The sequence below is a fragment of the Alkalibacillus haloalkaliphilus C5 genome, from assembly GCF_000269905.1.
Taxonomy (GTDB): domain Bacteria; phylum Bacillota; class Bacilli; order Bacillales; family Alkalibacillaceae; genus Alkalibacillus; species Alkalibacillus haloalkaliphilus_A.
On record NZ_AKIF01000124.1, the window covers coordinates 1 to 8591 of the forward strand.

Annotated in this window: 7 protein-coding genes; 2 read left to right on the plus strand and 5 right to left on the minus strand. The window is 38.0% G+C overall.

What is annotated here, in order from left to right:
• The first annotated feature begins 57 nt into the window (after positions 1 to 57).
• Positions 58 to 1599 (plus strand): glycine betaine uptake BCCT transporter, encoded by a 1542-nt coding sequence (locus A194_RS0112090; protein ID WP_017187092.1) that lies wholly within the window; start codon positions 58 to 60, stop codon positions 1597 to 1599.
• A 176-nt stretch (positions 1600 to 1775) separates the two neighbouring features.
• Here A194_RS0112090 and lpdA read toward each other — a convergent pair whose 3' ends face one another.
• The 5 genes from lpdA to A194_RS0112115 form a co-directional block, all read right to left on the minus strand.
• Complete coding sequence (gene lpdA, locus A194_RS0112095) at positions 1776 to 3185, minus strand: dihydrolipoyl dehydrogenase (protein WP_017187093.1); 1410 nt, start codon at positions 3183 to 3185, stop codon at positions 1776 to 1778.
• A 5-nt stretch (positions 3186 to 3190) separates the two neighbouring features.
• Positions 3191 to 4504 carry a dihydrolipoamide acetyltransferase family protein gene (locus tag A194_RS0112100; RefSeq protein ID WP_017187094.1) on the minus strand — a complete coding sequence of 438 codons (1314 nt, stop codon included), beginning with the start codon at positions 4502 to 4504 and terminating at the stop codon, positions 3191 to 3193.
• Positions 4505 to 4532: 28 nt separating this feature from the next.
• A complete protein-coding gene (locus tag A194_RS0112105; RefSeq protein WP_017187095.1) occupies positions 4533 to 5510 on the minus strand; it encodes an alpha-ketoacid dehydrogenase subunit beta in 978 nt (325 codons plus the stop codon).
• A gap of 3 nt (positions 5511 to 5513) precedes the next feature.
• Complete coding sequence (pdhA, locus tag A194_RS0112110; protein WP_050980523.1) at positions 5514 to 6557, minus strand: pyruvate dehydrogenase (acetyl-transferring) E1 component subunit alpha; 1044 nt, start codon at positions 6555 to 6557, stop codon at positions 5514 to 5516.
• 482 nt (positions 6558 to 7039) lie between these two features.
• On the minus strand, positions 7040 to 7696 hold the full coding sequence (locus A194_RS0112115) for a YkyA family protein (protein WP_017187097.1): 657 nt from the start codon (positions 7694 to 7696) through the stop codon (positions 7040 to 7042).
• Positions 7697 to 7941: 245 nt separating this feature from the next.
• Here A194_RS0112115 and def point away from each other — a divergent pair, with 245 nt between their 5' ends.
• Positions 7942 to 8499 (plus strand): peptide deformylase, encoded by a 558-nt coding sequence (gene def / locus A194_RS0112120; protein WP_017187098.1) that lies wholly within the window; start codon positions 7942 to 7944, stop codon positions 8497 to 8499.
• Positions 8500 to 8591 lie beyond the last annotated feature (92 nt).

Sequence of the window (8591 nt, forward strand, 5' to 3'; positions counted from 1 at the left end):
AAAGCAAATTAGTATGACTTATGTGCATCTTAAGATGAACAGAAAGGTTGATCATTAATGAGAGAATCGGTAACTAAAGTATTTTATATATCTCTTGCGATTGCTATTCTATTTATTATTTGGGGTGTTATACCCGAAGAGACGTGGCCGAATTGGAATTTAAACGAAGTGACGAGTAATATTCAAGGCTTTTTAGTTTCGAAGTTTGGATGGTTCTATTTACTATCAGCTACTGCCTTTCTTATATTTGCTGCATTTTTAGTCGTATCAAAATATGGAAATATCGTTTTAGGTAAAGACGGAGATGAGCCTGAATATAATTACTTAACATGGTTTGGCATGCTTTTTAGCGCAGGTATGGGGATTGGTTTAGTGTTTTGGGGGGCTGCAGAACCTATTTCACACTTTAATGCTCCCCCGTATGATGTAGAAGGACAAAGTGAAGCTGGGCGTGTTGCGATGCGTTATAGCTTCTTCCACTGGGGATTACACCCATGGGGAATTTATGCAATACTAGCTCTTGCTTTAGCTTATTTTCAGTTTAGAAAGGACTATCCCGGCCTAATTAGTAGTACTTTAAAACCATTGTTTGGAGACAGAATGGACAACACTTATGGAACTGTTGTAAATACAATTGCAGTTTTCGCAACAATCTTTGGTGTAGCTACATCGCTAGGGTTAGGGGCACAACAAATAAGTAGTGGTTTAGGATTCGTTAATGAAAACCTCGAAAATACCGTTACCCTCCAATTAATCATTATCGCCATTGTTACCGTATTATTTATGCTTTCAGCTTTAACTGGATTAGATCGAGGAATTAAATATTTAAGTACAACAAATATTATACTAATGTTTATTTTATTTTTCTTTATGCTCTTTGCAGGACCAACAAACTTTATTATGAACTACTTCACAACAACACTCGGAAGCTACGTACAAAATTTGCCTTCTATGAGTTTCAGAACAACACCATTTAGCCCTGATGATACAGAATGGTTAGAAGGTTGGACTATTTTCTATTGGGCTTGGTGGATTGCATGGGCACCATTTGTAGGTATGTTTATCGCTCGAGTTTCTAGAGGTCGTACAGTTCGAGAGTTTGTTATTGGTGTATTGCTTGTTCCAACTATTTTTGGTGCTTTATGGTTTTCAGCCTTTGGTGGTTCAGCGATTTCATTAGAATACCACCATGACATGAACATTCAAACTGTCATAGACGAAGTAGGAGAAGAAGGAGCGTTATTTACGGTTTTAGAAAATTATCCTCTTTCTCTAATCACAACGCTTTTAACGATTTTATTAATTAGTACATTTTTTATTACGTCTGCTGACTCAGCAACATTTGTATTAGGTATGCAAACGACAGGCGGAAGTTTAAATCCGAATTTACGAGTAAAATTGTCTTGGGGTGTTGTACAATCAGCAACAGCTGCTGTACTATTATGGCAAGGTGGCTTAGGTGCATTACAAACAGCATCAATCATAGCCGCATTTCCATTTGCTTTCGTGCTCATATTGATCATCTTCTCACTCGTGAAAGCATTTAGGGAAGAAGCACGTAATTATCCATTGAGAAGGAAAAAACGTGAAGAGAGATAAAATGTACAGGCTGTCCTCGGTTGGGGCACCTATTTAAAAAAGGATTTCAGGGAGTTTTATCAGCGCTCATGATTTTTTATCAGCGCTCGCAGTAATTTATTAGCGCTCAAACTACTACTAAAATACAAACAACTAAAAACCCCTTGGCATAAGAGCCAAGGGGTTTATACTTCTCTTTATTTTGCGATGTGGATTGGCATACCAATTGCAACTTCAGCTGCTTCCATCACTGTTTCACCTAATGTTGGATGAGCGTGGATTGTAAGAGCTAAGTCTTCAGCTGTCATACCAGCTTCTACTGCTAAACCTAATTCTGAAATTAAGTCACTTGCATTTGGTCCTGCTACTTGAGCACCGATTACTAAACCGTCAGATTTACGCGTAACAAGCTTCACGAAACCATCTGAATCATTTAGTGATAGCGCACGGCCGTTTGCACCGAACGGGAATTTAGAAGCTTCTGCTTCAAATCCTGCTTCTTTCGCGCTATCTTCAGTATGACCAACGCTAGCTAATTCAGGGTCACTGAATACCACTGCTGGAATACCTAAGTAGTCGATTTCAGATTTTTCACCGCTAATTGCTTCTGCAGCGATTTTACCTTCATAAGAAGCTTTGTGTGCAAGTGGTGGTCCTTCAACAATATCACCAATTGCATATACGTTATCTAAGTTTGTACGGCATTGCTTATCGATCTTAATTAGACCTTGATCATCTAACTCAACGCCGATTTCTTCTAAACCAATTTCATCAGTGTTAGGGCGACGTCCAACTGTAACGAGTAGGTAATCCGCTGCTACAGTTTTCTCTTCACCTTTAAGCTCATATGTTACTTTAACACCGTTATCTGTCTCTTCTACACCTTGTGCCATTGCGTTTGTTACAACGTCAACACCTTTTTTCTTCAGGCGCTTTTTCACAAGTTGAGTCATTTGCTTTTCAAAACCACCTAGAATGTCTTTTTCACCTTCTAGGATTGTTACTTCAGTACCGAAGCTAGCATATGCTCCACCAAGCTCTGTACCGATGTAACCTCCACCGATTACAACCATCTTCTCTGGAATTTCATCAAGCTCTAGTGCTCCTGTTGAATCTAGAACGCGATCAGAGTATGGGAATGGCTTTAATTCAACTGGACGTGAACCAGTCGCAACGATTACGTCTTTGAACTTGTAAGTTTGAGACTGTTTATCATCCATAATTTTAGCTGTGTTTTTGTCTACGAAGTAAACTTCACCTTTAACGATGTCTACCTTGTTCGCTTTTAATAAGCCTTCAACACCGCCAGTTAGCTTATCTACAACTTGACCTTTCCATTCTTGAACTTTTGAAAAGTCAACTGATACGTTTTCTGCAACGATACCCATATCATCTGAGCCGCTCGCATGTTCGTAACGATGACCTGCAGAGATTAGTGCCTTAGAAGGAACACAACCTACGTTTAAGCAAACGCCTCCTAAGTTACCTTTATCAACGATTGTTACGTTTTGCCCCATTTGTGCAGCACGAATCGCTGCAACATATCCGCCAGGGCCAGCTCCTACTACGAGTGTGTCTACCTCTACCGGGAAATCTCCTACTACCATAAAATCTACGCCTCCATCATAATTAATTGTGGATCATGTAATAAACGTTTTACATGGTTCATAGCATGCTGTGCTGTTGCACCGTCAATGATACGATGGTCGAAGCTTAATGAAATAGCTAATACTGGAGCAGCTACAACTTCTCCATCACGTACAACTGGCTCTTCACTAATACGACCGATTCCTAAAATCGCTACTTCAGGATGGTTAATAACTGGTGTGAACCACTTACCTCCAGCTGAACCAATATTGGTGATTGAACTTGATGCACCTTTCATCTCTTCTGAAGATAGTTTACCATCACGAGCTTTAGTTGCCAAATCGTTTACTTCACTTGAAATTTGGAATACTGATTTACGATCAGCATCTTTAACAACTGGAACTAATAAACCTTTATCTGTATCAGCAGCAATACCAATGTTGTAGTAATGCTTCTGAATTAACTCTTCAGTATCATCATCAAACGATGTATTTAATACCGGATATTTCTTCAGAGTTGATACTAGCGCTTTAACAACGTAAGGTAAGTAAGTTAGCTTAATGTCTTGCTCAGCAGCAACTTCTTTAAACTTCTTACGATGATTAACAAGTTCAGTTACATCAACTTCATCCATTAATGTTACGTGTGGCGCTGTATGCTTTGAGTTAACCATTGCTTTAGCGATTGCTTTACGGATACCGCTAATCTTTTCACGCGTCTCTGGATATTGACCTTCTAATACATGCTCTTGTTTTGTTTCACTCGCTGCCTCAGCTGTTTGTTCTCCAGTTTGATCTTTTGCTTCAGACGGAGCTTCCGCTTTTTGATCTCCACTTAAGAATGTATCGACATCTTCTTTTAAGATACGACCATTTTTACCTGAACCTGATACTTGACGAATGTCTACATCATTTTCACGAGCATATTTTCGAACAGATGGCATTGCAATAACACGCTGACCTTCATCTACGTCTGATTCATTGCCACCAACTTTTTCATCCGAGTCCGTTTTAGCCTCTTGTTTTTCTTCTTTCAGTTCTTCTTTAGGCTCTTCTTCTTCAGCTGACTCTTCAGCATCATCAGAACCTTCATCTTCATAACCTTCCGCATCGATCTTTACAATTGTATCGCCTACAGTCGCAACTTCACCTTCATCTACTAGTACATCACTAACTGTACCTTCAACTGGTGAAGGGATTTCAACAACTGCTTTATCGTTTTGAACTTCACACAATACATCGTCTTCTTGAATTTCATCACCAGGTTTAATAAACCATTTGGCAATTTCACCTTCATGTATACCTTCACCGATATCCGGTAGCTTAAATTCAAAGGCCACGATTATACCCTCCTATTCTAATTATCATTTAAAAGTTAATCGATTGTTTCGCTTTCTCAACAATATCTTTATGGTTTGGTAACCATACCTCTTCAGCTTCTGAGAATGGATACACTGTATCAGGTGCCGCTACACGAAGAACTGGTGCTTCTAGGTGTAAAATAGCACGCTCTTGAATCTCTGAAACAATGCTAGCCGCAATACCTGCCTGCTTTTGAGCTTCTTGAATGACGACAGCACGATTTGTTTTCTCTACTGATTCAATAATAGTATCGATATCAACTGGAGCTACTGTACGTAGGTCAATAACTTCTGCCTCAATACCTTCTTCTTTTAATTCATCAGCTGCTTTTAATGCTGCATGTACCATTGCGCCGTAAGCAACGAATGTAATGTCGCTACCTTCACGCTTAACGTTCGCTTTCCCTAAGTCGATTGAGTACTCTTCTTCAGGTACTTCTTCACGGAATGAACGATAAAGCTTCATATGTTCTAAGAAAATAACTGGATCATTATCACGAATAGATTGAATTAATAAACCTTTTGCATCATATGGGTTTGATGGAATAACTACTTTAAGACCAGGTTGTTGCGCCATTAAGCCTTCTAAACTATCTGCGTGTAGTTCTGGAGTGTGTACACCACCACCAAATGGTGAACGGATTGTCATTGGTGCATGCCAACGACCGCCAGAACGATAACGCATACGAGCAGCTTGGCCACTTACTGCATCCATCGCTTCATATACGAAGCCGAAGAACTGAATCTCAGGTACAGGACGTAAATTTTGAGTTGACATACCAACTGCTAGACCGATAATACCTGACTCAGCTAATGGCGTGTCAAATACGCGTTCTTCCCCGAATTCTTCTTGTAAACCTTCAGTTGCACGGAATACACCACCGTTTTGGCCAACGTCTTCACCGAACACAAGGACGTTTTCGTCATTTTTTAATTCCGTGTGAAGGGCATTAGTAATTGCTTGAATCATCGTCATTTGTGCCATGGTTTACTTCGACTCCTTTTCTTTATATTCTTCCATCTGCTCTTCTAAGTTTTGTGGAAGTTCGTCGTACATAATTGACATTAAGTCTGTAACTTTTTGTTTATCTTGCTGATCAGCTTTCTTGATTGCTTCTTTAATTTCTTCTTTAGCTGTCTCTACAATTTCGTTTTCTTTCTCTTCTGACCATAGATCTTTTCCTTCTAGGTACTTACGGAAACGCACAAGTGGGTCACGTTTTTCCCATTTGTCATCCATATCATCTGTACGGTAACGAGTTGGGTCATCACCAGCCATTGTGTGTGGACCGTAACGATATGTCATTGTTTCAATTAACGTTGGACCTTCACCATTAACAGCACGATCGCGCGCCTCTTTAACAACTTTGTAAACAGCTAGAACGTCCATACCATCAACTAAATAGCCAGGCACACCAGCTGCAGCTGCTTTTTGTGCAATTGTCTTAGCTGCTGATTGCTTTTCAACTGGAACTGAAATAGCAAACTGGTTATTTTGTACAACGAATATTGCTGGAGCTTTATACGCTCCTGCGAAGTTAATACCTTCATAGAAGTCACCTTGTGATGCACCGCCATCACCAGTGTACGTTAATGCTACATTCTTTTTACCATTATGTTTAAATCCGTAAGCAACACCAGCTGCTTGAGTAATTTGAGCACCTATAATGATTTGTGGGCTTACTGCATTTACATCTTCAGGCATCTGGTTACCGTGGTAATGACCACGAGAGAATAAAAATGCTTGATATAGTGGTAAACCATGGAAAATTAATTGAGGTACATCACGATAAGCTGGTAATAAGAAGTCCTCTTTCTCCATAGCAAAATGACTTCCTAATTGTGATGCCTCCTGACCAGCTGTTGGAGCGTAGAAACCTAAACGACCTTGACGGTTTAACGCAATCGAACGTTGGTCTAACACACGTGTATAAACCATGCGACGCATTAATTCGACTAGATCATCATCAGTTAAATCAGGTACGTTGTCTTCGTCAACAATTTGACCGTCTTCATCTAAAATTTGAATCATTTCAAACTTTTCTTCGATACCTTCAAGTGGATTTTTAAAACTCACTCTAGTCACCTCTTCCTTCCTTATAAAAAAATTTGACTTACTATAAGTTTGCCAATTCTTAGAGTACTAATCCTACCTTTTATATATGTACCCATTATTAATTAGCGTTAATCAAAATTAGCTGTTACATTGATCAATGCAAAGTGATTAGTACAATATTCACCTATAAAGTAGTTTATCTTAAAGCTACTTATTTAGTCAAACACTTTTATTTCAAAGGGATTTGCTAGCTTTTCTATCACATTCTATCAAAATAATATATTAATCTGTTATATTATAATAGCTCACCTGTAATATAACAGATAATCTTGAAACTATAATATATTTCTATTTCGTAACCCCTATATAAAAGCGCATTCACATAAGTTCTATTAATTTAAAAAACATAAAAAAAGTGCATACTCTTTTAAAGCATGCACTGTATTACAACAATTATTTTACTCAACAAACTCCACTTCTAATTCTACCGCATCATAAAAATCGCGTTTCATATCGTTAAATTCACTAGTGCGCTGGTTAAATGTCTCTTGTGCTTCTGTAATTTCATCATAGCTATTATTTACAAGGTCAACTTGTTCATCTAATGTTTCACTTTCTAACTCTTCATCTAATAACATCTCGTAAAGCTCTTCGTCATAATCTAACGACTGCATATAAGCGTCATACAGATTAACAAAAGCTTCATAACGCTCAACCATCTTTTCAACCATTTCATTCGTTACAGGTTGAGCCTCTTCATCTAAGTCTTCTACGTACTGTTCAACTTGGTCGAATTCTTCCTTAGCAGCATCAATACTATCCATTTCCTGTTCCATTAGTTGACGGCGTTCTTCTAATAAATCTAACGCTTCATTTACAGTACCCTCTATTTCATCTAACTCATCCATATTAACTTCGATCATTTCATTGTAAAGTTCATGTTCTTGTTGCTCTATTTCCACTAGCTCGCTTTGTGCTTCATGGAATTCTTCTTCAAGTTCTACTGACGTTTCAAGGTGGTCATAAATTTTTTCCGCTGCTTGATTTCCACCATTACATGCAGCAAGAAAGACTAAACTCAATGCTAGAACGGCTGTTAATAATATTTTTTTCATCGTCTGATCCCTCTTTCTTAACCTCGTCTCTTTATTCCGATACCTATTATACATCTTAGCTAAACAAAAAATGAAGTATACTTTACATTTTTGTTCATTTTGTATAATAGGCACATTCTAACAAACAGTATACCATAATTTATACAACAAAAATATTACGGATTAATTATGAATTGAAAAAAATTGTGATAAAATGACCATAGCTAACTAAGGTTTTTACATAAGTTGAGAAAGGGATGAATTAAATGATTACGATGGACGATATCGTACGTGAAGGGCATGAAGTTTTAAGGCAGAGAGCTGAACAAGTTGAACTTCCCCCTACTGAAGAAGATAAACAAACATTAGATGAGATGTTACAATACGTAAAAAACAGTCAAGACGAACAAATGGCAGAAAAATATGGCCTAAGACCTGGTATTGGTCTTGCCGCACCACAAATAGGACTTACAAAACGTATGATTGCTGTTCATTTCACTGATTTTAATAACCGTGAATTTAGTTACGGATTATTTAACCCTAAAATTATGAGTCATTCTGTGGAACGTACTTATTTACCAAATGGAGAAGGTTGTTTAAGCGTTGATCGTGATGTACCAGGAATTGTACCTCGCTATGCACGCATCACAGTAAAAGCAACCACTTTAGATGGTGAAGAAGTTAAACTAAGGCTTAAAGGATACGCAGCAATCGTATTCCAACATGAAATTGATCATTTAAACGGGGTCATGTTTTACGATCACATTAATCAAGAAGATCCTTTAACCCCTCCAGCTGATGCCGTATCAGCAGAGGATTTATAAATTTAAATTCTTCTATTTTAAAGTGCTGAATTTATAGTTCAGCACTTTTTTTATATTTATCATTTTAATTATAGACGTTAACAGTATATAAT

Coding starts and splice junctions, on each gene's coding strand:
- A194_RS0112090 (WP_017187092.1), top strand. CDS start 58: ATGAGAGAATCGGTAACTAAAGTATTTTATATATCTCTTGCGATTGCT.
- lpdA (WP_017187093.1), bottom strand. CDS start 3,185: ATGGTAGTAGGAGATTTCCCGGTAGAGGTAGACACACTCGTAGTAGGA.
- A194_RS0112105 (WP_017187095.1), bottom strand. CDS start 5,510: ATGGCACAAATGACGATGATTCAAGCAATTACTAATGCCCTTCACACG.
- pdhA (WP_050980523.1), bottom strand. CDS start 6,557: ATGATTCAAATTTTAGATGAAGACGGTCAAATTGTTGACGAAGACAAC.
- A194_RS0112115 (WP_017187097.1), bottom strand. CDS start 7,696: ATGAAAAAAATATTATTAACAGCCGTTCTAGCATTGAGTTTAGTCTTT.
- def (WP_017187098.1), top strand. CDS start 7,942: ATGATTACGATGGACGATATCGTACGTGAAGGGCATGAAGTTTTAAGG.